Raw genomic sequence first — 24,938 nt, forward strand, 5'->3', positions numbered from 1 at the left:
AGGACTTCCACGAGGCGTTCGAAGGGCACGTCCTGGTTCGCGTAGGCGGCCAGGTCCGTCTCCCGGACACGCTCCAGCAGCTCCCGGAAGGTGGGATCACCCGAGACGTCGGTGCGCAGCACCAGGGTGTTGACGAAGAAGCCCACCAGGTCGTCGAGGGCCTCGTCGGTGCGGCCCGCGATCGGGGAGCCGAGCGGAATGTCGCTGCCGGCGCCCATGCGGTGCAGCAGGGTCGCCACGGCCGCCTGGACCACCATGAACAGACTCGTGCCCGTGGCGCGGGCCAGCTCCTCCAGACGGGTGCGGGTGGCTGCGGAGACCTGGAAGGGGACGGTGTCGCCGCGGTAGCTCATCCGGGCCGGGCGCGGGTGGTCCACGGGCAGGGTGAGCTCCTCGGGCAGGCCGGCGAGGGCTTCGCGCCAGTGGTCGACCTGGCGGGACAGCTCGCTGACGGGGTCGTCCTCGTCGCCGAGGACCTCGCGCTGCCACAGCGTGTAGTCCGCGTACTGGACCGGCAGCGGCTTCCACGCGGGGGCGGCGCCCGCCGCGCGGGCCGCGTACGCCTCGCCCAGGTCGCGGGCCAGCGGGCCCATCGACCAGCCGTCGCCCGCGATGTGGTGGACGACGACGAGCAGCACGTGCGTCGTCGCGTCCACCGTGAACAGGTGGGCGCGCACCGGCAGGTCGGCGGCCAGGTCGAAGCCGCGGGCGACCTCGGCGGCCAGGACCTCGGCGTCGTACGGCGACCTCGCCAGGACCGGGCGGGCCGCCCCGGGGGCCAGGACGAGCTGGTGCGGGCGGCCCTCGGTGTCGGGGAAGACGGTGCGCAGGCTCTCGTGGCGGGCCACGACGTCCCCGAGCGCGCCCTCCAGTGCGCCGGCGTCGAGGTCGCCGGTGAGGCGGACGGCCAGCGGCATGTTGTACGTGGCGCTGGGCCCCTCGAAGCGGTCGAGGAACCACAGCCGCCGCTGTGCGGGCGACAGCGGGATCTCGGCGGGGCGTTCCCGTACCGTCAGCGCGGCCCGGCCGGTGCCCTGCTCGCCGAGACGTGCGGCGAGCGCGGCCACCGTCGGGGCCTCGAAGAGGGTGCGCACGGCGACCTCGCTGCCGAGCCGGGAGCGGATGCGGCCGGTGACGCGTACGGCGAGGAGGGAGTGGCCGCCGAGGTCGAAGAAGCTGTCGTCGATCGAGACCCGCTCCAGGCCCAGGACCTCGGCGTAGATCTCGCACAGGGCCTTCTCGTGCGCGGTGCGCGGGCCGCGGCCGGCCGGGCCGGTGCGCGGGCCGGGTGCGGGCAGGGCCTTGCGGTCGAGCTTGCCGTTGACCGTCAGCGGCAGCCGGGGCAGGACGACGTAGGCGGTCGGGACCATGTAGTCGGGCAGCCGCTCGCCCAGCTCCCGGCGCAGACGGCCGGCCTCGGGGTCGGTGCCGGCGTCGGCCGGGACGAGGTAGGCGACGAGTTCCCGGATGCCCGGGCGGTCCTCGCGGACCAGGACGGCGGCCCGGGCGATGTCGGGCCGGATCTCCAGGGCGGCCTCGATCTCGCCGAGTTCGATGCGGAAGCCGCGGATCTTGACCTGGTCGTCGGCGCGGCCGAGGCAGTCGACGCGGCCGTCGCGGGTCCAGCGGGCCCGGTCGCCGGTGCGGTACATGCGGGTGCCCGGCGTGCCGAACGGGTCGGCGACGAAGCGCTCGGCCGTCAGGCCGGGGCGGCCGAGGTAGCCGCGGGCCAGACCGGCGCCCGCGATGTACAGCTCGCCCGCGACGCCGGGCGGGACGGGGCGCAGCGCGGTGTCGAGGACGTAGGCCCGGTAGTTGTCGAGCGGGCGGCCGACCAGGACGCGGTCGCTGTCGGTGACGCGCTGGCCGAGGGCGTCGACGGTGGTCTCGGTGGGGCCGTAGAGGTTGTACGCCACCATGCCTTCGGTCCCGGCGAGTTCGGCGCGCAGGGCTTCGCCGAGCGCTTCGCCTCCGAGGCTGACCAGCAGGGGGCGGATGTTCTCGTCGGCGGTCAGGCCGAGTTCGTGGAGCTGCTGGTAGTGGCCGGGGGTGGTGTCGATGTGGTCGAGGCCGCCGACCCGGCGGGCGTAGGCGAGCAGGGCGGCGGGGTCCTGGCGGGCCTCGTCGTCCATGAGGTGCAGTTCGTGTCCGGCGAGCATCCACAGGAGCGGGTCGATCGCGGCGTCGAAGGAGAACGACGCGGCGAGGGCCACCTTGAGGCGGCGGCCGCCGGCGGCGGCGACCACGTCGGCGTACAGCCGGCCGAAGTGGTCGTGGAAGAGGTTGACGGCGCTGCGGTGCTGCACGGTGACGCCCTTGGGGCGGCCGGTGGAGCCGGAGGTGTAGATGACGTATGCGGCGTTGTCGGGGTGTCCGGCGCCGGGTGCCTCGTCCGGGCCGAGGTCGTGGTCCGGCCAGAGGCGGTCGCGGTCGAGGGCGTACAGGTCGGCGGCGGAGGTCAGTTCGGCGACGGGCCGGGCGTCGTCCAGGACGTACGCGACGCGCTCGGCCGGGTAGGCCGGGTCGACGGGCACGTACACGGCTCCGGCCTTCATCACGGCGAGCAGCGCGACGATGTGCTCGGCGGAGCGCGGCAGCCGTACGGCGACGGCCTGTTCGGGGCGGACGCCGTCGGCGACGAGCTGGCGGGCGAGACGGTTGGCCCAGGCGTTGAGGGCGGCGTAGCTCAGGCGCACGTCGCGGAAGACGAGGGCGGTGGCGTCGGGGGTGAGGGCGGCCTGCGCCTCGAAGAGCTGCGGCAGTGTGCCGGCGGGGTGTTCCCGGGCGGTGTCGTTCCAGGTCCGGAGCACCTGGTGGCGTTCCTCGGCGGTGAGGACGTCCACGGTGGACAGGGCACGGTCGGGGGCGGCGACGAGGTCGGCGATCAGGCGGACCAGGCGGTCGGCGAGTGCCCGGGCGCTCTCGCGGTCGAAGAGGTCGGTGGCGAACTCGATGCCGCCCTCGATGCCGTCGGGGGTGCCGTCGGCGGTGAAGCGTTCGGCGAGGACGACGGACAGGTCGAAGTTGGAGGTCTTCAGGCCGACGGGGCGGGCGGTGGTGCGGACCCCGTCGAGGTCGAGGGCGGCCTCGGTGTTGTTCTGGAACGACAGCATGACCTGGAACAGCGGGTGCCGGGCCAGGGAGCGGCCGGGGTTGAGGGTCTCGACGAGCTGCTCGAAGGGCACGTCCTGGTGGGCGTACGCGGCGAGGTCGGACTCCCGCACCCGGTCGAGCAGTTCGCGGAAGGTGGGGTCGCCGGAGACGTCGGTGCGCAGGACCAGGGTGTTGACGAAGAAGCCGACGAGTTCGTCGAGGGCCTGGTCGGTGCGGCCCGCGACGGGGGTGCCCAGGGGGATGTCGTCGCCGGCGCCGAGCCGGTGCAGCAGGGCGGCGAGGGCGGCCTGGGCGGTCATGAAGACGCTGGCCCGGGAGCCGCGGGCGAGGCCGACGAGGGCCTGGTGGGTGGCGGCGTCGATGGCGAGGCCGACGGTGTCGCCGCGGTAGCTCGTCTCCGCGGGGCGCGGCCGGTCGGCGGGGAGCTCCAGCTCCTCGGGGAGGTCGGCGAGGGTGGTGCGCCAGAAGTCGATCTGGCGGGCGAGTTCACTGCCGGGGGTGTGCTCGTCGCCGAGGACCTCCTCGCGCCACAGGGTGTAGTCGGCGTACTGGACGGGCAGCGGCTCCCAGGCGGGGGCCGTGCCGCCGCGGCGGGCCCGGTAGGCGTCGGCGAGGTCCCGGGCCAGGGGGGCCATGGACCAGCCGTCGGCGGCGATGTGGTGGACGACGAGCAGCAGGACGTACTCGGTGCCGCCGAGGGCGAAGAGCCGGGCGCGCAGCGGCAGGTCCCGGGTGAGGTCGAACTCCTTGCCGGAGGCGGCGGCCAGTACCCGGTCCAGCTCGTCGTCGGCGACGCCGATGACCGGCAGGGAGGGTACGGCGTCGGCGGGGTCGAGGACGTGCTGGCGGGGGCGGCCGTCGGTGTCGGGGAAGACGGTGCGCAGGGCCTCGTGGCGGGTGACGACGTCGGCGAGGGCGGCGCGCAGGGCGGGGACGCTCAGTTCGCCGGAGATCCGTACGGCCATCGGCAGGTTGTAGTTGCCGCCGGCGTCTTCGAAACGGCCGAGGAACCACAGTCTGCGCTGGGCGGGTGAGAGGGGGACGGCGTCGGGGCGCGGCCGGGGGGTGAGGGCCTGGCGGGCGCGGCCGGCGCCGGCGATGCGCGCGTCGAGGGCGGCGACGGTGGGGGCCTCGAAGAGGGTGCGTACGGCGAGTTCGGCGCCCAGGCCGGTGCGGACGCGGCTGACCAGGCGGGTGGCGAGCAGGGAGTGGCCGCCGAGGTCGAAGAAGCTGTCGTCGATGGAGACCCGTTCCAGGCCCAGTACGTCGGCGAACAGCTCGCACAGCTTCGCCTCGCGGGCGGTGCGGGGGTCCCGGCCGGCGGCGGCCTGCCCGTCGGGGACGGGCAGGGCCCGGCGGTCGAGCTTGCGGTTGGGGGTGAGCGGGAGCTCGGGCAGGGGCACGTAGGTGGTGGGCACCATGTAGTCGGGCAGGGTGCCGTCGAGGTGGGCGCGCAGCTCGTCGGCGGCGGGCACGGTGCGGCCGTCGGCGGGGACGAGGTAGGCGGCGATGGTCTTGATGCCGGGGCGGTCCTCGCGGGCGAGGACGGCGGCCCGCGCGATCGCGGGGTGGGTGGTGAGGGCGGCCTCGATCTCGCCGAGTTCTATGCGGAAGCCGCGGATCTTGACCTGGTGGTCGGAGCGGCCGAGGTAGTCGAGTTCGCCGTCGGCGGTCCAGCGGACCACGTCGCCGGTGCGGTACATGCGCGAGCCGGCCGGGCCGTAGGGGTCGGCGACGAAGCGTTCGGCGGTCAGGCCGGGGCGGCCGAGGTAGCCGCGGGCGAGGCCGGCGCCGGCGAGGTGGAGCTCGCCGGGGACGCCGGGCTGGACCGGGCGCAGGGCGCTGTCCAGTACGTACGCCCGGGTGTTGCGGATGGGGCGGCCGATGGTGGGGCGGGCCGGCCAGGCGTCGACGTCGGCGGGCAGGGTGGCGGCGGTGACCACGTGGGTTTCGGTGGGCCCGTAGTGGTTGTGCAGGACGCGGCCGCCACCGTGGTGGAAGTCGCGGATCCGCTTGCTCGGGACGAGGGCTTCGCCGGCCTGGGCGAGGTGGCGGAGCGCCGGGAGGTCCAGTCCTTGTCCGACGGCCTCCTCGCACAGGGCGTCGATGACCAGGTTGGGCGCGTACACCTCGTCGATGCGCTGCTGGTCCAGCCACTGGACGAAGGCGGCCGGGTCGCGGCGGACGTCCTCGTCGGGGATGACGAGGGTGCGGCCGGAGAGGGTGGCGGAGAGGATCTCCTGGGCGGACACGTCGAAGCTGATGGCGGTGAACTGGGCGGTGCGCACGCCCGGTCCGCCGGGGAGGTCGGCCTCGTGCCAGCCGATGAGGTTGGCGAGGGGGGCTCCGGGCATCGCGACGCCCTTGGGCTTGCCCGTGGAGCCGGAGGTGTAGATGACGTAGGCGGGGGTGAGCGGGGTCAGCGGCGCGGTGCGCTCGGCGTCGGTGATCTCGCCGTCGGCCAGGGCGTCGAGTTCGGCGGCGGCCGCCGGGTCGTCCAGGAGCAGCAGCGGGGTGGCGCCGGCGGCGGCCTCGACGGCCGGCCGGGTGGCGCGGTCGGTGATGACGAGGGCGGGCCGGGCGTCGCCGAGCATGTGGGCGATGCGGTCGGCCGGGTAGGCGGCGTCGACGGGCAGGTAGGCGGCGCCGGACTTCAGTACGGCCCACAGCGCGACGATCAGCTCGGCCGAGCGGGGCAGGGCGAGGGCGACGGTCCGTTCGGGGCCGGCGCCGCGCGCGGCGAGCAGGCGGGCCAGGCGGTTGGCGCGGGCGTCGAGCTCCCGGTAGGTCAGGGTGGTGCCCGCGTGCTGGACGGCCGCCGCGTCGGGGTGGCGGTCGGCGGTCTTCCGGAACAGGGCGGGCAGCGGGAGCAGCGGGCCCTCGTGCGCGGTGTCGTTCCAGGTGTGCAGGACGCGGGTGCGTTCGTCGGCGGTGAGCAGGTCGAGGCGGCCGACGGGGGTGTCCTCGGCTCCGGGCAGCGCGGCGAGCAGGCTCAGAACGCGGGCGCCGACGGCTTCCGCGGCCGCGGTGTCGAGGAGGTCGGGGCGGTGGCTGAGCTCCAGGGCCACGGTGTCACCGGCGTGGACGAGCAGGCTCAGCGGGTAGTGGGTCCCTTCGTGGCTGCGGCCGTCGACCACGCCGAGACCGCCGGCGGAGCGGCGCAGGCCCTCGGTGTCGACGGGGTAGTTCTCGAACACCAGGAGGGTGTCGAAGAGTTCGCCGCCGGCCGGGGCGAGGCGCTGGATGTCGCCCAGTCCCAGGAACTGGTGGTCCATCAGGGCGGCCTGCTGGTCCTGGAGGCGGTCCAGCAGGGCGCCGACCGGCTCGGCGGGGTCCAGGGCGACCCGGACCGGCAGGGTGTTGATGAACAGGCCGATCATGGACTCGATGCCGGGCAGCTGCGGCGGGCGGCCGGAGACGGTGCCGCCGAAGACCACGTCGTCGCGGCCGGTGAGGCGGCCGAGGACGATCGCCCAGGCGGCCTGGACCACGGTGTTGACGGTGATGCCGCGTCCGCGTGCCCAGCGGGTCAGTTCCGCGGTGGCGGCGGCCGGCAGTTCGACGCGGGTCGTCGCGGGGACGGCCGGTGCGCGGCCGGGGTCGGGGGCGGCGAGGAGCGTGGGCTCCTCCACGCCCTCCAGGACCCGCCGCCAGGCGTCCTCGGCGGCGGTGCGGTCCTGGGCGGCCACCCAGGCGAGGTAGTCGCGGTACGGGGTGACGGCGGGCAGCGCCCGTTCGTCGGAGCCGGACCGCAGCAGTCCGTACAGTTCGAAGAGTTCACCGATGAGCAGGGCCCGGGACCAGCCGTCGAGCAGGATGTGGTGGGCGGTGACGAGGAACTGGAACCGGCCCTCGCCCAGGTCGACCAGGGTGAAGCGGATCAGCGGCGGGCGCGCCAGGTCGAAGCGGCGCGCGCGGTCCGCGGCGGCGATCTCCTCGGCGGCCGCGGACCGCTCGCCGGCTGGTCGGCCGGACAGGTCCGTGACGGTGAACGCGGGGGCCACCTCGAAGGGGATGAGCTGGACCGGCTCGCCGTTCTTGCGGTGGCGGAACGCGGCCCGCAGGCCGGGGTGCCGGCGCAGCAGTGCGGCGCAGGCGGAGTGCAGGTGCCCGGTGTCGATGCCGCCCTCGATGTCGAGGACGAACTGCATGGTGTAGACGTCCGGGCCCTGCTCGTCGTACTGCGCGTGGAACAGCAGGCCCTGCTGGAGCGGGGAGAGCGGGAGGATGCCCTCCAGGCGCGGCTTCGGCTTGGTCATGTCGCTTCTCTCCACTCAGAACTCGAAGTCTTCTTCGAACGCGTCGATCTCGTCCTGGCCGAGATCGAGCAGCGGCGCCGGTCCGGCCGCCGCGGGGCGCGGGGCAACGGCCCGCACGGGCTCGGCCGCGGGGTCCGCGGCATGGGCCGCCAGGGCGCGCAGCGCCCGGAACCAGCCCTCGGCCAGTGCGGCCACCTCGGCCTCGGTGAACAGTCCGTCGGGCCAGGTCCAGGAGGCCACCAGGCGGGGGCCGCCGGGACCGTCCTGGGCCAGTGAGTTCAGCTCCAGGGCGTGTGCGGCGGGCATCGCGGCGTCGCTGCCGCCGAGACCCCCGTCGCCGTTGTCGTCGCCGTCGCCGCCGCCGAACCGGCCCAGGTAGTTGAATCCGATCTGCGGGACGGGCAGGGCGGCGAGGACGTCCGCCGTTTCGGGGTTGAGGTGGCGCAGCAGCCCGTACCCGGCGCCGTTGTCGGGCAGGGCGGCGAGCTGTCCGGCGACGTGTGCCAGGGCCCGGCCGGCGGCGGGGCCGCCGGCGTGGAGTTCCTGCCAGTCGCCGTCGGGGACGGCGGGGTCGAGCCGGACCGGGAAGAGGCTGGTGAACCAGCCGACGGTACGGGAGACGTCGGCGTCCGGGAGGACGCCGGTGAGCAGTTCCTCGCGGCCGTGGCCTTCCAGGTCGAGCAGGACGCCCTGCTCCCGGGGTCGGCCCCGGCCCCGGTCCCAGTCGGTGACGGCCAGCGCGAACGCGGTGAGCAGCACCTCGTTGACGCCGGTGCCGAGCACGGTGGGCACGGTGGTCAGCAGCGGGCCGGTGACGTCCGCGGGCAGTGTCAGGCCGTACTGGCGGGCCGAGGCGGCCACGTCGCGGACGGGGTCCAGGGGCCGGGCGCCCAGCGGGGGTTCCTGGTAGCCGCTGAGCATGCCCGTCCACACCGGGAGTTCGGCGGCGCGCTCGGGGGCGAGCGCCGCCCGCGCGAGGCCCCGGGACCAGGCGCGGAAGGAGGTCCACACCGGTTCCAGTACGGGTTCCCGGCCGGCGGCGACGGCTTCGTAGGCGGCCATGAGGTCGGGCATCAGGATCCGCCACGACACCCCGTCGACCACCAGGTGGTGGACGATGAGCAGCAGCCGGCCCGGGGTCCGCGGTCCGGCGTCGAACCAGACGGCCTGGACCATCAGCCCGGCGTCGGGGTCGAGCCGGTCCTGGGCCGCCCGGCCCTCGGTGTCGATGCGCGCCGCGAGGGCGGCAGCGTCCAGGCCCGCCACGTCGATCCGGTGGATCACGTCGGCGGCCGGCAGGGCGCCCTTCGGCGGGACTTCCAGGGTCCAGTCGGAGCCGTGGCGCACCAGGCGGGCGCGCAGCGCGTCGTGGTGGTCGAGCACGGCCTGGACGACGGCGCCGAGCACCTCCGCGGTGAGGTCGCCGGGGACGGGTGCGGTCACGGACTGGTTGAACCCGTCGACGCGGCCGCCCAGTTCGCGCAGCCACCGGATGATCGGGGTGGCGGGCAGGGCGCCGATCGCCGGGTCCGCGCCGGCGGGGTCCGGGGCGAGCAGCAGTTCGGCCGGGGACTGCGGCAGGGCGGCGGCGAGCGCCTGCACCGTCTTGTGGCGGAACACCTCGCGCGGGGTCAGTACGAGCCCGGCCAGGCGGGCGCGGCCGACCAGCTGCACGGAGGTGATGCTGTCGCCGCCGAGGGTGAAGAAGCTGTCGTCGACGCCGACCGCGGGCAGTCCGAGGACTTCCGCGAACAGGCCCGCGAGCAGTTCCTCGCGCGGGGTGGACGGGGACCGGCCGGCGGGGCGGTCAGCGAAGTCGGGGGCGGGCAGCGCCTTGCGGTCGAGCTTGCCGTTGGTGTTCAGGGGCAGCTCGTCCAGTGTGACGAAGACGGCCGGGACCATGTAGTCGGGCAGGTCGGCGGCGGCGTGCGCGCGCAGTTCCGCGGAGCCGGGCGCGGGGCCGTCGGCGGCCGGGACGACGTACCCGGCCAGCAGCTTGCTGCCGGGACGGTCCTCGCGGACGACGACCGCGGCCCGGGACACCCGCGGGTGCCGGGCGAGGACGGCCTCGATCTCGCCGAGCTCGATGCGGAACCCGCGGACCTTGACCTGGAAGTCGGTCCGGCCCAGGTACTCGATCGTCCCGTTCCCGCTCCAGTGCACCAGGTCACCGGTGCGGTACATCCGGGCGCCGGGTGCGCCGTAGGGGTCGGCGGTGAACCGCTCGGCGGTCAGGCCGGGGCGGCCCAGGTAGCCGCGGGCCAGGCCCGCGCCCGCGAGGTAGAGCTCGCCGGGCACTCCGGGGGCGACCGGGCGCAGCGCCCCGTCGAGGACGTACGCGCGGGTGTTGAGGATGGGGCGGCCGATGGAGGGGCTGGCGGTGGTCCCGTCGAGCCGGGCCGTGGTCGACCAGATGGTCGTCTCGGTGGGACCGTAGACGTTGAGCACCGACCGGCCGGCCGAGGCCATGGCCCGGGCCAGCGCGCCCGGTACGGCCTCCCCGCCGACGAGCATCCGCAGCCCCGCGAGGGCCTGCGGCACCTGGCCGGTCAGGGTCTGCCACAGCGACGGCGTGGCCTGGAGGACGGTGCCGCCGTGCCGGGTGATCAGCGCGGCGAGGGCGTCGGGGTCGAGGACCTCGTCCTTGCCCGCGATGACGACCGCGGCGCCGGCCAGCAGCGGCAGGTACAGCTCCAGGGCGGCGATGTCGAAGGAGACGGTGGTGACGGCGATCAGCCGGTCCGTGCCGTCCATCGGGACCCGGTCCGCCATGTCGGTCAGGAAGTTGTCCAGGGCGGCGCGCGGGATGACGACGCCCTTGGGCCGGCCGGTGGAGCCGGAGGTGTAGATGGCGTAGGCCGGGGTCCGGCCGTCGGCCCGCTCCGTCACCGGGGTGCCGGGCGGGTACGCGGCGAGGGCCGCGCGGGTGGCCGGGTCGTCGAGCAGGAGCGCCGGGGTGTCGGAGGCGGGCAGGGCCGCCGCGGTCGGTGCCGTGGTCAGCAGCAGCGAGGGACGGGCGTCCTCCAGGACGTAGCCGAGGCGCTCGGCCGGGTGTTCGGGGTCGAGCGGCACGTAGCCGGCGCCGGACTTGAGTACGGCGAGCAGGGCGACCGGCAGTTCGGCGCTGCGCGGCAGGGCCACGGCGACGTAGCGCTCGGGGCCGGCGCCGTGGTCGGCGAGGAGGCGGGCCAGGCGGCTCGACCGTTCCTCCAGTTCGGCGTACGTCAGCCGGTCGGCGCCGCAGATCACGGCGGTGGCGCCGGGGGTGGCGGCCGCTCGGCGGGCGATGCGGGCCGTCAGGGGTTCCTGGTCCGGCTCGGCTTCCGCGCGGCCGGCCCAGTCGGTCAGCACCCGCTGCTCGTCGGCGGCGTTCAGCAGCCGCAGCCGTCCGACGGGTACGCCGGCCTGGCCGGCCGCCTCGCCGAGCAGCCGTACCAGGGTGGCGGCGAGGTCGTCGACGCGGTCCTGGCCGAGGAGGTCGGGACGGTGGGCGAGGTCGAGGCCGAGGGAGCGGCCCAGGCTCACGGTGAGGCTGAGCGGGTAGTGGGTGCTCTCGTGGTTGTCACCGCCGACGATGCCTAGGCCTCCGGCGGCGTTGCGCAGCCCGTCGGCGTCGAGGGGGTAGTTCTCGAAGACGACGAGGGTGTCGAACAGTTCACCGAGGCCGGTGCCGCGCTGGATGTCGGCGAGCGGCAGGAACTGGTGGTCCATCAGGCCGGCCTGCTGGGCCTGGAGGCGGTCCAGCAGGGCGCCGAGGGTTTCGGCCGGGTCCAGGGCGACCCGGACGGGCAGGGTGTTGATGAACAGGCCGACCATCGATTCCACGCCCGCGACCTGCGGCGGACGGCCCGAGACGGTACCGCCGAAGACGACGTCGGTACGGCCGGTGAGCCGGCCGACGACCAGCGCCCAGGCGGCCTGGACGACGGTGTTGACCGTCACTCCGCGCTCCCGGGCCCAGCGGGCGAGCGCGGCCGTATCGGCCTCGGGCAGCTCCAGGCGGGTGTGCTCGGCCCGGACCGGGGCGCGGGACGGGTCCGGGGCGGCGACCAGGGTTGGCTCCTCCAGTCCGTGGAGGACCTCGCTCCAGGCGGCTTCGGCGGCGGCGCGGTCCTGCCCCGCGATCCAGCCGAGGTAGTCACGGTAGGGAGTGACCCGGGGCAGGGACGCGGCGTCGCCCTGTTCGGCGTACAGGGTGAACAGCTCGCCGAGGAACACCGGCATGGACCAGCCGTCGAGCAGCAGGTGGTGGTGGCTGATGATCAGCCGGTGCCGGTCCGCGGCCGTGGAGGCGAGCGTGAACCGCATCAGCGGGGGCTGCGCCAGGTCGAAGCGCCGGGTGCGGTCCTCGGCCACCAGGCGGTCGGCCGCGGCGGCCCGCTCTTCGGCGGGCAGTCCGGTGAGGTCGACTTCGGTGTACGGCAGCTCGAAGCCGGCGGGCACCACCTGGACGGGGGTGTTCAGCCCCTCGTGACGGAAGGCTGCGCGGAGGTTGGCGTGCCGGTTCAGCAGGGTGCGCAGTGCCGCGCGCAGGGCGGGCCGGTCGACCGTGCCTTCGATGTCGAGGGCGAGCTGGACGGTGTAGACGTCCTCGCCCTGGCTGTCGTAGACGGCGTGGAAGAACAGACCCTGCTGGAGCGGCGACAACGGCAGCAGATCGGCCAGGGGACCGTGACCGGCCTCCAGGACCTCGATCTGCTCCTGCGACACCACCACCAACGGCGCCACGTCCGAAGGCGTCAGACCACCCGACCCCGCCACCGCCACATGAGCGGCGATCGAACGAAGCGCCCCGAACCAGCCCTCGGCCAGCGCCCGCACCTCACCCTCCGTGAACAACGCCCCCGGCCACGACCAGTCAGCCACCAGCCGCGGACCGTCCACCTCATCAAGAGTGACCGCGTTGACATCCAGAACATGCGACACCCGCATACCCGGCTCACGACCGTCACCCAGACCGGCATCCGAGCACAGCGCCCAGTCAGCGCCCCCACCCTCACCAGCCGCAGCGTCGAAACGGCCCAGATAGTTGAACCCGATCTGCGGCTTCGACAGACCCGCCAACACCACCGCCGCCTGCGGATCCACACCCGAATACCGCAGCAATCCGAACCCGATGCCATGATCCGGCAACGCGTGCAACTGCTCCTTGACCGCCTTCAACGCCCGGCCCAGATCACCACCACTCCCAGCGTCGAGACGCACCGGGAACATGCTCGTGAACCAGCCCACCGTCCGCGACAGATCCACACCCTCGACCACCGCCTCACGGCCATGACCCTCCACATCCACCAGGACCTCACCACCGGCATCCCCGCGCCACGCGGCCACCGCCAGCGCGAACCCCGTCAGCAGCACGTCATTGACCGTCGCCCGGTACCTCGCCGCGACCTCCGTCAGCAACGGACCCGTCACCTCGGCCGGAAGCGACAACGACAGATGACGCACCGTCTCCGCGGTATCCACTCCGGGATCCAGCCGGCGGGCACCCAGCGGGATGTCCACACCACTCAGCTGCTCCAGCCAGAGCGGAAGCTCCGCGCTCCGGTCGAGACCCGCCAGCTCCCCCGCCCAACGGCGCAGCGAGGTCCCCACCGGATCCAGCCCACCACCCTCGTACGCCTGCGCCAGATCCGGCAGCAGCACACGCCACGACACACCGTCGACCACCAGGTGATGCACCATCAACAACAGCCGGCCCGACTCCTCGAACCACACCGCCTGCACCATCACACCCGCATCCGGAGCCAGCCGCGACCGCGCCGCCACCGCCTCCGCACCCACATCACCAACAGAGCGCCTCAAAACCTCCGAGGCCCGCACCGCACCCCGCTCCGGCACCACCAGATTCCACGACGCACCACCACGCACCAGACGCGCACGCAGCACATCATGGTGATCCAGCAGGCGTTGCAGAGCAGCCTCCAGCCGCTCCCACGTCGCACCCGCCGGCGTCCGCACCAGCATCGCCTGGTTGAACCCCTCCACCGGACCGCCCAGCTCCCGAAGCCACCCCACGATCGGCGTCTCCGCGACCAGACCCACACCCGCACCCTCAGCCTCGGCCACACCCGCCGACACCGACCGCGCCACCAACGCCAACGCCTCCGGCGTCCGGCACTGGAACACCTCACGCGCCGAAAACACCAGCCCGGCCTTCCGCGCCCGGCTCACCAACTGGATCGACACGATGCTGTCGCCACCCAGCTCGAAGAAACTGTCCTCCACCGACACCGACCCCAAACCCAACAACTCGGCGTACAGCCGGCACAGCAGTGCCTCGCGTTCGCTGCGGGGGGCACGGCCCGAGGTGGTGCCCTGGTTGTCCGGCGCCGGCAGCCGCTTGCGGTCGAGCTTTCCGTTGACCGTGAGCGGGAGGGCCTCCAGGGCAACGAACGCCGCCGGGACCATGTACTCGGGCAGTGCGGCGGCCAGGTGGGCCCGGACCACGGCGGTGTCGAGGGTGTCCGCGCGCGGGACGACGTAGGCGACGAGGCGCTTGATGCCGGGCGTGTCCTCGCGGACGATCACGGCGGACTGCGCGGCGCCCTCGTAGCGGGCCAGCACCGTCTCGATCTCACCGAGCTCGATCCGGAACCCGCGGACCTTGACCTGGTCGTCGGACCGGCCCAGGTAGTCGAGCTGACCGTCGCGGGTCCAGCGGACCACGTCTCCGGTCCGGTACATCCGCGTCCCGGACGGACCGTACGGGTCGGCGACGAAGCGTTCGGCGGTCAGGTCGGCGCGGCCGAGGTAGCCGCGGGCCAGGCCGGCTCCAGCGATGTACAGCTCGCCCGGGATGCCCGGGGCGACCGGCCTGAGCCGCTCGTCCAGGACGTACGTACGGGCGTTGGCGACGGGCCGGCCGACCAGCGGGCGGGAGACGTCCGTGGTGCGGGCGGTGAGGGTGTCGACGGTGGCCTCGGTGGGGCCGTACAGGTTGTAGCCGGTGATGCCCGGTGTGGTCGCCAGTTCCTGCCACAGGGCGGGGCTGACGGCCTCGCCGCCGAGCGCGAGGATGCGCGGGCGGGCCCGTTCGTCGCGGACCAGACCGCCCTCGACGAGCTGCTCGGCGTAGGACGGGGTGAGTTCCATGAAGTCGATGCCGTGGTCCCGGACGTATGCGACGAGCGCGGGCGCGTCGCGGCGGGTGTCGTCGTCGACGAGGTGGAGCTCGTGCCCGGCGACCAGCCACAGCAGCGGGTCGAGGGAGGCGTCGAAGGAGACGGCGGCGGTGAGCGCGGCCCGCAGGGGGCGGCCGGCGCCCTCGGTCTCGGCCGCGTACAGCTCGCCGAAGTGGTGGTGGAAGAGGTTCACCAGGCCCGAGTGCGGGACGACGACCCCCTTGGGCCGGCCGGTGGAGCCCGAGGTGTGGATGACGTACGCCGGGTGACGCGCGTCCAGGGGGCGTACGCGGTCGGTGTCGGTGAGGGCGGTGTCCGGCAGGGTCCGCAGGGCCTGTGTGACGGCGGGGGACTCCAGGTCGACGCGGACTCCGCCGCGGTCCAGGGGAAGGGTGTCGCGGGCACCGGCCGTGGTGATCACCGCGGCGGTGCCGGCGTCCTGCAGTACCCGGGCGATGCGGTCGGCGGGGTGGGAGGGCTCGACGGGTACGTACGCCGCGCCGGCCTTGGTGACCGCGAGGACGGCGACGACGAGGTCCGCGGTGCGGGGCAGGGCGACGGCGACGTGGTCCTCCGCGCCGATGCCGTGGCCGGCGAGCAGGCGGGCCAGCCGGTTGGCGCGGGCGTCGAGTTCGGCGAAGGTCAGCCGGTCGGCGCCGGCCACCAGGGCGGTCGCGTCCGGGGTGCGGGTCGCCTGCCGCTCGAAGAGGTCGGGCAGGGTGTCGGCCGGCACCGGGCGGGCGGTGTCGTTCCACTCGGCCAGCACCTGCCGGCGTTCGGTGTCGGTGAGGACGTCGAGCCGGGACAGCGGCCGGTCGGGATCGGTGACGAGGGCGGTGACGGCGCGGGTGAAGCGGTCCGCCAGGTCCGTGACGCTCTCCGCGTCGAAGAGGTCCGTGGCGTACTCGATGCGGCCGCCGATGCCGGCGGGGTCACCGTCGGCCGTGAACTCCTCCACGAGTTGGAAGGACAGGTCGAACTTGGCGCCGTCGACGGTGACCGGGTGCGGCGCGACGGACAGGCCGTCGAGGTCCAGGGCGGCGGCGGCGTTGTTCTGCAGGGAGAGCATGACCTGGAAGAGCGGGTGCCGGGCCAGGGAGCGCTCCGGGTTGAGCACTTCCACGAGCCGTTCGAAGGGCACGTCCTGGTGGGCGTACGCGGCGAGGTCGGACTCCCTCACCCGGTCGAGCAGTTCGCGGAAGGTGGGGTCGCCGGACACGTCGGTGCGCAGCACCAGGGTGTTGACGAAGAAGCCCACCAGGTCGTCGAGGGCCTCGTCGGTGCGGCCCGCGATCGGGGAGCCGATGGGGATGTCGGTGCCGGCGCCGAGGCGGCCGAGGAGCGCGGCCAGCGCCGCCTGGACGACCATGAAGACGCTGGCGCGGGAGGTCCGGGCGAGTTCCGCGAGGGGGGCGTGGGCTTCGGCGGGCAGGTGCAGGGGCACCGTGTCGCCGCGGAAGCTGGTCTCCGCGGGGCGCGGGCGATCGGTGGGCAGGGGCAGCTCTTCGGGGAGCCGGTCCAGGGTCTGCTTCCAGTAGGCGATCTGGCGGGCGAGTTCGCTGCCCGGGTCGTCCTCGTCGCCGAGGACCTCGCGCTGCCACAGCGTGTAGTCCGCGTACTGGACCGGCAGCGGCGCGAAGGCCGGGGCCGTGCCGCCGCGGTGGGCGCGGTAGGCGTCGGCGAGGTCGCGGGCCAGGGGGGCCATGGACCAGCCGTCGGCGGCGATGTGGTGGACGACGAGGAGCAGGACGTGTGTCCGGGCGTCGACCGTGAACAGGTGGGCGCGCAGCGGGACCTCGGTGGCGAGGTCGAAGTCGCGGGCGGCGGCTTCGGCGAGCGCCTGCTCCGTGTACGGGGCGCCGTGCAGGGCCGGCCGGACGGTGTCGGCGGCGAGGACCTGCTGGCGGGGCCGGCCGTCGGTGTCGGGGAAGACGGTGCGCAGGGCCTCGTGCCGGGCGACGACGTCGCCCAGCGCCGCGGTCAGGGCCGCGGTGTCGAGGCCGTCACCGGTGAGGGTGACGGCGAGCGGCAGGTTGTAGGTGCCGTTGCGCTCCTCGAAGCGGTTGAGGAACCACAGCCGGCGCTGGGCGGGCGAGAGCGGTACGGCCTCCGGCCGGACCCTGGCCGTCAGGGCCGGGCGGGCCGCGCCGCCCGCGCCGCCGAGGCGTTCGCACAGCGCGGCGACGGTCGGGGTCTCGAACAGGGCGCGTACGGCGAGTTCGGCTCCGAACAGGGTGCGGATGCGGCTGACGACGCGGGTGGCGAGCAGGGAGTGGCCGCCGAGGTCGAAGAAGCTGTCGTCGATGGAGACCGTGCCGACCCCGAGCACCTCGGCGAAGAGCTCGGTCAGTTGCTCCTCCTGCGGGGTGCGAGGGGCCCGCCCGGCGCCGGCCGCGGCCCCGAAGTCGGGGGCGGGCAGGGCGCGCCGGTCGAGCTTGCCGTTGGGGTTGAGCGGCAGCGCGGCGAGCGCGACGAAGGCGGACGGGACCATGTACTCGGGGAGTGCGGCGGCCACGTGGGCGCGCAGCGCGGCCGCTTCGGCGGTGGCCGCGGTGTCCGTTGCGGTGGCGGGGACGGTGTAGGCGACGATGCGCGGGTCGCCGGGGGCGTCCTCGCGCACCACGACGGCCACCTGGCCGACGCCTTCGTGCCGGGCCAGTACGGCCTCGATCTCGCCCAGTTCGATGCGGAAGCCGCGCACCTTGACCTGGAAGTCGGTCCGGCCCAGGTAGTCGATCTGACCGTCCGTGGTCCAGCGGACCAGGTCGCCGGTGCGGTACATGCGCGAGCCGGCCGGGCCGTAGGGGTCGGCGACGAAGCGTTCGGCGGTCAGGCCGGGCCGGCCCAGGTAGCCGCGGGCCAGGCCGGATCCGGCGAGGTAGAGCTCGCCCGCGACGCCGGGCGGGACGGGGCGCAGGCGTTCGTCGAGCACGAGGGCCCGGGTGTTCTGCCGGGGCCTGCCGATGGGCGGGGTCCGGTCTTCGGAGGCGGTGCGCCCGCCGTACCAGGCGGTGGCGTAGACGGTGGCCTCGGTGGGGCCGTAGATGTTGGCCAGGGAGGCGCCGGGCACGGCCGTGCGGATGGCGTTCGCGGTGTGGGCGGACAGGCCCTCGCCGGCCAGGACGACGAGGTCGGCGCCGAAGCGCGGGGCGTCGGACTGGGCGAGGGTGTGGGCGAGCGCGGAGGGCACGGCGCTGACGAGGCTGTAGTGGCGGCCCGGTTCGGTGTCGAGCAGGGTGAGGACGTCGCGGACGATCTCGATGCGGCCGCCGGTCAGCAGCGGGCCGAACATCTCGAAGACGGAGACGTCGAAGTTGAGCGAGGTCGCGGCGAGCACGTCCGAGAGCCGCTCGGGGCCGATGTCGGCCGCGGCCCAGGCCGCGAAGTCGGCCAGGTTGCGGTGGGCGACGACGACGCCCTTGGGCCGGCCGGTGGAACCGGAGGTGTAGATGACGTAGGCGGGGTGGCGGACGTCGAGGGGGCGGATCCGCTCGGTGTCGCTCACGTTCCCGTCCGGCTGGGCGGCGAGGCGTTCGCGCACCGCCGTGTCGTCGAGGAGCAGGGTGTGTACTCCGTCGGGCAGGACGGCCGCGGCCTCGGCGGTGGTGAGGACGAGCGCGGGCCGGGCGTCGGCCAGCATGTAGGCGATGCGGTCGGCCGGGTAGCCGGGGTCCACGGGGAGGTAGGCGGCGCCGGACTTCAGTACGGCGAGCAGGGCGACGATCATGTCGGCGGTGCGCGGCAGGGTCAGGGCGACGAACCGCTCGGGGCCGGCGCCCTCGGCGATCAGCAGCCGGGCGAGCCGGTTGGCGCGTGCGTTGAGCTCGTCGTAGGTGAGCTCCCGGCCGGCGTGCAGGACGGCCGGGGCGTGGGGGGTGCGGCCGGCCTGCTGCTGGAACAGCTCGGGCACGGTGGCGTCGGCGACCTCGCGGGCCGTGTCGTTCCAGTCGCCGAGGACGTGGGTGCGCTCGGTGTCGGTGAGGACGTCGACGGCGGCCACGGGCAGGTTCGGGTCGGCGGTGACGGCGTCCAGCAGCCGGGCCAGTCGGGCGCCGATCGCCTCGGCGGTGGAGCGGTCGAAGAGGTCGGTGGAGTACTCCACGACTCCGCGCAGCCCGGCGGGGCCGCCGTCGGCGGTGAAGGTCTCCTCCAGTGAGAACAGCAGGTCGAACTTGGCGGCTTCCAGGCGTACCGGCAGTGCGGTGGCGTGCAGCCCGTCGAGGTCGAGGGTGGCCTCGGCGTTGTTCTGGAAGGCGAGCATCACCTGGAACAGCGGGTGGCGGGCCAGCGAGCGTGCCGGGTTGAGGACCTCGACGAGCCGTTCGAAGGGCACGTCCTGGTGGGCGTACGCGGCGAGGTCGGACTCCCGTACCCGGCCGAGGAGTTCGGCGAACGTGGGGTCGCCGGACAGGTCGGTGCGCAGGACGAGGGTGTTGACGAAGAAGCCCACCAGGTCGTCGAGGGCTTCGTCGGTGCGGCCCGCGATGACGCTGCCGATGGGAATGTCCTCGCCGCCGCCGAGCCGGCCGAGCAGGGCGGCCAGTGCCGCCTGGACGACCATGAAGACGCTGGCGTTGTGCGTGCGGGCGAGCAGGGTGATCCGCTCGTGGACGTCGGCGGGGAGTGCCAGCGGGGCGGACGCCCCGTGGTGGCTGGCCTCGGCGGGGCGGGGCCGGTCGACGGGGAGGGCCAGTTCCTCGGGCAGGCCGGCCAGGGCGGTGCGCCAGTGGCCGATCTGGCGGGCGAGCGCGCTGTCGGGGTCGTTCTCGTCGCCGAGGACCTCGCGCTGCCACAGCGTGTAGTCGGCGTACTGGACCGGCAGCGGTTCCCAGGCGGGGGCGTGGCCGGCGCGCCGGGCGTCGTGGGCGGTGCCCAGGTCGCGGGCGAAGGGGGCCAGCGACCAGCCGTCGCCGGCGATGTGGTGCAGGACCACGAGCAGGACGTGCTCGGTGGCGGAGATCCGGAACAGGCGGGCCCGCAGCGGGGCCTGGGTGGTCAGGTCGAAGCCCTCGGCGATCGTCGCGGCGAGCGCCGCGTCCAGTTCGCCGGCGGTCAGCTCGGTGACGGGCAGCGCCGGCGCGGACACGCCGGCGGGCAGCACCCACTGGCGTGGTCGGCCGTCCAGCTCGGGGAAGACCGTGCGCAGGCTCTCGTGCCGGTCGGTGACGTCGCCGAGGGCGGCGCCGAGGACGGCCGGGTCGAGTTCGCCGTCGAGGCGGAGGGCGAGCGGCAGGTTGTAGGAGGCGCTCGGGCCCTCGAACCGGTTGAGGAACCACAGGCGGCGCTGGGCCGGCGAGAGCGGGACCTCCTCGGGCCGCGGGCGTGCGGTGAGCGCGGTGCGGGCCTGGCCGGCGCCCGCGATCCGGGTCGCGAGGGCGGCGACGGTGGGGGCTTCGAAGAGGGTACGGACGGCGAGTTCGACGCCGAAGACCGGGCGGATCCGGCTGACGAGGCGGGTCGCGAGCAGCGAGTGGCCGCCGAGGTCGAAGAAGCTGTCGTCGGCGGAGACCGCGGGCAGGCCGAGGATCTCGGCGAACAGCCCGGCGAGGATCTCCTCCTGCGGGGTCCGCGGCGCCCGGCCGCCGGTGCCCGCGGCGAGGTCGGGGGCGGGCAGTGCCCGCCGGTCGACCTTGCCGTTGGCGGTCAGCGGCAGCGTGTCCAGGGACACGTACGCGGAGGGCAGCATGAAGGCGGGCAGTCCGGCGGCCGCGTGTTCGCGGAGCTCGGCCGCGGTGGTGCGGGCGCCGGGCGCGGTGACGGTGTAGGCGACGATGCGCTGGTCGCCGGGAACGTCCTCGCGGATGACCACGGCCACCTGGGCGATGTGTTCGTGCCGGGCGAGGACGGCCTCGATCTCGCCGAGTTCGATGCGGAACCCGCGGACCTTGACCTGGTCGTCGGTGCGGCCGAGGTAGTCGATGGTGCCGTCCGTGTTCCAGCGGGCCAGGTCGCCGGTGCGGTACATGCGGGCGCCCGCGGGGCCGTACGGGTCGGCGGTGAAACGTTCCGCGGTCAGGCCGGGGCGTCCCAGGTAGCCGCGGGCCAGGCCCGCGCCGGCGATGTACAGCTCACCGGCGACGTCCTGGGGGACGGGGCGCAGCGCCGTGTCGAGGACGTAGACGCGCATGCCGTCCAGGGGCCGGCCGATGGGTACGCGGTCGGTGAGTTCGGCGGCCGTGAGGATGCGGTGGGTGGTGGCGAACGTGGTGGTCTCGGTGGGGCCGTAGCCGTCGACGACGGTCAGGCCGGGGCAGGCCTCCAGGACGCGGCGGACCGCGCCGGCGGGGACGACGTCGCCGCCGGTCCACACCTGGCTGACCCGGGCGAGGCTGCCGGGGCCGTCCTCGGCGATCAGCCGGAACAGTCCGGCCGTCAGCCACAGGGCGGTGACGCCGTGCCGGGACACGATCTCGCGCAGCCGGACCGCGTCGAGGTCGCCGGCGGGGGCGACGACGACCTGGCCGCCGCCGAGCAGCGGCACCCACAGCTCGTAGGTGGAGGCGTCGAAGGCGGTCGGCGAGTGCAGCAGGACCCGCTCGTGCCCGGACAGGAAGCGACGGTCCTCGGCGAGGGCGACGATGTCGCGGTGGGTGACGCCGACTCCCTTGGGCAGGCCGGTCGAGCCGGAGGTGAACATGACGTACGCCAGCTGGTCCGGGCGGGTGACGACGGCCGGGTCGTGGGCAGGGCCGTCGACGAGTGCCGGGCCGGCCTCGATCACGGTGAGGGCGGTGCCGTCGGTGTCTTCGCCGCTGCCGGTGAAGGCCTCGGCCGCGGCCGTCGAGTCGGCGAGCAGGACGGTCGCGCCGGTTTCGGCGAGGACGTGCCGGATCCTGGCCGCGGGGAAGCGCGGGTCCAGGGGTACGTACGCGCCGCCGGCCTTGAGGACGCCGAGCAGGGCCGCGACCAGGTCCGGGGAGCGCTCCATGAGCAGCGCGACCCGGTCCTCGGGGCGTACACCCGCCTCGATGAGGCGGTGGGCGAGGCGGTTGGCGCGGGCGTCGAGTTCCCCGTACGAGAGGGTGCCCGTGTCGGAGACGACGGCCTCGGTGGCCGGCGCCCAGGCGACCAGCTCCGCGAAGAGCCGGGTGACGACCTGTTCGGCATCGGCGGAGACGTCGTCGTGCGCGGTGTCGTTGTAGGCGACGACCAGTTGTTCGCGCTCGGTGTCGGAGAGCAGCGGGATCCGGCCGACGGGGGTGGTCAGGAGGGACGGGGCGTTCTCCAGGACGCCGGTGAGCCGGTCCACGAGGGCGCGGGCGGACGGCGTCTCGAAGAGGTCGGTACGGAAGTCCAGGCGCAGCTGGAGGCGCTCGCCCGGGACCGCGGTGAGGATCAGCGGGTAGTGGGTGGCGTCGTGGCCCTCGATGCCGGTGACGCGCAGGCCGCCGCCGATGTCCAGGACGTCGGCGTCGAGGGGGTAGTTCTCGAAGACGACGAGGGTGTCGAACAGTTCGCCGAGGCCCGCGGTCTGCTGGAGGTCGGTCAGGCCCAGGTACTGGTGGTCCATCAGGGCGGCCTGCTGGGTCTGGAGGCGGTCCAGCAGGGCGCCGAGGGTTTCGGCCGGGTCCAGGGCGACCCGGACGGGCAGGGTGTTGATGAACAGGCCGATCATCGATTCCACGCCCGCGACCTGCGGCGGACGGCCCGAGACGGTACCGCCGAAGACGACGTCGGTACGGCCGGTGAGCTGCCCGAGGACCAGGGCCCAGGCGGCCTGGAGGAGGGTGTTGAGGGTGAAGCCGCCGGTCCGGCTGACCTCGGTGAGCCGTGCCGTGAGCTCGGCCGGCAGGTCGACGGTGACCCGGTCGGGCGCGGCGGGGCTGCCGTCGCGGCCGGCGGGGGCGACCAGGGTGGGTTCCTCCAGTCCGTGGAGGACCTCGCTCCAGGCGGCTTCGGCGGCGGCGCGGTCCTGTCCGGCGAGCCAGGTGAGGTAGTCGCGGTGCGGGGTGACGCGGGGCAGCGCGGTTCCGTCGCCGGAGTGGCCGTAGAGGGTCAGGAGTTCCTTGACGAGGACGGGCATGGACCAGCCGTCGAGCAGGATGTGGTGGTTGGTCATGACGAGGCGGTGGCGCTCGGCGCCGGTGCGGAGCAGGGCGAACCGCATCAGGGGGGCGTGGGCCGGGTCGAAGCGGACGGCCCGGTCCTCGGCCATCCAGGCGTCGGTGGCCGCGGCGCGTCCCGCCTCGGACAGGACGGTGAGGTCGATCTCCGTCCAGGGCAGGTCGACGTGTGCGGGGATCACCTGGACGGGGGCGGTGAGGCCGCCGTCGTTGCGGAAGGCGGCGCGCAGCGCCGGGTGCCGGGCGACCAGGGTCTCGGCGGCGGCGCGCAGGGATCGGGGACGCAGCGGTCCTTCGATGTCGAGGGCGAGCTGGACGGTGTAGACGTCCTCGCCCTGGCTGTCGTAGACGGCGTGGAAGAACAGACCCTGCTGGAGCGGCGACAACGGCAGCAGATCGGCCAGGGGACCGTGACCGGCCTCCAGGACCTCGATCTGCTCCTGCGACACCACCACCAACGGCGCCACGTCCGAAGGCGTCAGACCACCCGACCCCGCCACCGCCACATGAGCGGCGATCGAACGAAGCGCCCCGAACCAGCCCTCGGCCAGCGCCCGCACCTCACCCTCCGTGAACAACGCCCCCGGCCACGACCAGTCAGCCACCAGCCGCGGACCGTCCACCTCATCAAGAGTGACCGCGTTGACATCCAGAACATGCGACACCCGCATACCCGGCTCACGACCGTCACCCAGACCGGCATCCGAGCACAGCGCCCAGTCAGCGCCCCCACCCTCACCAGCCGCAGCGTCGAAACGGCCCAGATAGTTGAACCCGATCTGCGGCTTCGACAGACCCGCCAACACCACCGCCGCCTGCGGATCCACACCCGAATACCGCAGCAATCCGAACCCGATGCCATGATCCGGCAACGCGTGCAACTGCTCCTTGACCGCCTTCAACGCCCGGCCCAGATCACCACCACTCCCAGCGTCGAGACGCACCGGGAACATGCTCGTGAACCAGCCCACCGTCCGCGACAGATCCACACCCTCGACCACCGCCTCACGGCCATGACCCTCCACATCCACCAGGACCTCACCACCGGCATCCCCGCGCCACGCGGCCACCGCCAGCGCGAACCCCGTCAGCAGCACGTCATTGACCGTCGCCCGGTACCTCGCCGCGACCTCCGTCAGCAACGGACCCGTCACCTCGGCCGGAAGCGACAACGACAGATGACGCACCGTCTCCGCGGTATCCACTCCGGGATCCAGCCGGCGGGCACCCAGCGGGATGTCCACACCACTCAGCTGCTCCAGCCAGAGCGGAAGCTCCGCGCTCCGGTCGAGACCCGCCAGCTCCCCCGCCCAACGGCGCAGCGAGGTCCCCACCGGATCCAGCCCACCACCCTCGTACGCCTGCGCCAGATCCGGCAGCAGCACACGCCACGACACACCGTCGACCACCAGGTGATGCACCATCAACAACAGCCGGCCCGACTCCTCGAACCACACCGCCTGCACCATCACACCCGCATCCGGAGCCAGCCGCGACCGCGCCGCCACCGCCTCCGCACCCACATCACCAACAGAGCGCCGCAACACCTCCGAGGCCCGCACCGCACCCCGCTCCGGCACCACCAGATTCCACGACGCACCACCACGCACCAGACGCGCACGCAGCACATCATGGTGATCCAGCAGGCGTTGCAGAGCAGCCTCCAGCCGCTCCCACGTCGCACCCGCCGGCGTCCGCACCAGCATCGCCTGGTTGAACCCCTCCACCGGACCGCCCAGCTCCCGAAGCCACCCCACGATCGGCGTCTCCGCGACCAGACCCACACCCGCACCCTCAGCCTCGGCCACACCCGCCGACACCGACCGCGCCACCAACGCCAACGCCTCCGGCGTCCGGCACTGGAACACCTCACGCGCCGAAAACACCAGCCCGGCCTTCCGCGCCCGGCTCACCAACTGGATCGACACGATGCTGTCGCCACCCAGCTCGAAGAAACTGTCCTCCACCGACACCGACCCCAAACCCAACAACTCGGCGTACAGCCGGCACAGCAGTGCCTCGCGTTCGCTGCGGGGGGCACGGCCCGAGGTGGTGCCCTGGTTGTCCGGCGCCGGCAGCCGCTTGCGGTCGAGCTTTCCGTTGACCGTGAGCGGGAGGGCCTCCAGGGCAACGAACGCGGCCGGGACCATGTAGTCCGGGAGGACCGCGCCGATATGGGCGCGCAGCGCGTCCGTGTCCAGGACCGCGCCGGGAGACAGGACCACATAGGCGGCCAGACGCTTGATGCCGGGCTGGTCCTCACGCACGACCACCACGGTGCGGGCGACCGAGGCGTGCCCGGCCAGCACCGTCTCGACCTCACCCAGCTCGATCCGGAACCCACGCACCTTGACCTGGTCGTCGGACCGGCCCAGGTA

General features: G+C 74.0%; 2 protein-coding genes. Both read right to left on the bottom strand.

Going from position 1 to position 24,938, the window contains the following annotated elements:
* On the bottom strand, positions 1–7,373 hold a 7,373-nt coding region (locus AC07B0_RS40010), incomplete at its 3' end, for an amino acid adenylation domain-containing protein (protein ID WP_478900562.1).
* A gap of 15 nt (positions 7,374–7,388) precedes the next feature.
* On the bottom strand, positions 7,389–24,938 hold a 17,550-nt coding region (locus AC07B0_RS40015; protein ID WP_478900564.1), incomplete at its 5' end, for a non-ribosomal peptide synthase/polyketide synthase.

This window comes from Streptomyces sp. NPDC044704 (assembly GCF_056433525.1).